General features: G+C 65.5%; 1 protein-coding gene. It reads right to left on the bottom strand.

The window, feature by feature from the left end; all coding sequences use genetic code 11:
• Window positions 1–991: Ig-like domain-containing protein (locus EWM57_RS21450; protein WP_242510165.1), on the bottom strand; the 991-nt coding region annotated here is incomplete at both ends.

Raw genomic sequence — 991 nt, 5'->3', positions numbered from 1 at the left:
TGGCGGGAGTCGTTACCGTCACGCTCTTGGCGGCGGTGGTCGTGCTAGCCCCGGCGTTGTCGGTTGCGCGGGCCGTCAGGCTCAGCGTGCCGGCGGCGGTGGGGGTGTAGCTCAGGGCGTAAGGCGAGGAAGTGTCTTCGCCGAGCTTGGTTGTGCCGTTGAAGAACTCCACTTTGGCCACCGTGCCATCCGTGTCGGCGGCAGTAGCCGTCAAACTCAGAGCCGTACCAACCGTGCCGGAGGCGGGCGTGGTGAGCGTTACCGTGGGAGCCGAGTTGGTCGTGGTAGCGGAGCCCGCTTTCCAGATTTCGATACCCGACAGGTTGGCGTGGCCGCCCGTGGTGCCGATGGTGATGTTACCATCCGCTACGTTGGCCGTGAACGGGCCCAGACGGTCCCAGTGGCCGGCGGTGCCGCTATTGTAGTTGCTCTGCACGGTCTGGCCTTCCACGTTGATGTTGAAGGTTTCCGCGTTGTTATCCTCCCATACGTAGAGGTACACGAGGTAGGTACCGGTCGTCACGCCGCTCACCGTGGCCGAAATGGCGCCGTCGTACACCGACGAGCGAATCATGGTGGCGCGCTCCGCATCGGTGGCCGGGTTCAGCGTAATGGCCTGGTTCTCGAACGAGTTGCCGTTGATCTGGAAGTTAGCTGCCGAGCCGCTGGCTTCCCAGGTGCGGCCGTCGATGGTAGCGGCCGAGCCGCCGATGTTCAGGGCGCGGAAGAACGTAGCGTTGGCCGGAGTGCCGGTGCCCGAGCCGCTGCCGCCCGTGCCACCACCGGCGAGGGTCGTGGTCGTCACGGCAATGGATTTAGCCGCCGTGGAAGTAGCCGCGCCGGCGTTGTCGGTGGCGCGGGCCGTTACGCTCAGCGTGCCGGCGGCGGTAGGCGTGAAGCTCAGGGCGTAAGGAGCGGAGGTGTCTTCGCCGAGCTTGGTGGCGCCGTTGAAGAACTCTACTTTGGTCACGGTGCCGTCAGCATCTGCTGC

This window comes from Hymenobacter persicinus, from assembly GCF_004167665.1.
Classification (GTDB): Bacteria; Bacteroidota; Bacteroidia; order Cytophagales; family Hymenobacteraceae; genus Hymenobacter; species Hymenobacter persicinus.
Note: the sequence above shows the minus strand (reverse complement) of the source record. Positions and strands in the feature narration are given on the sequence as shown.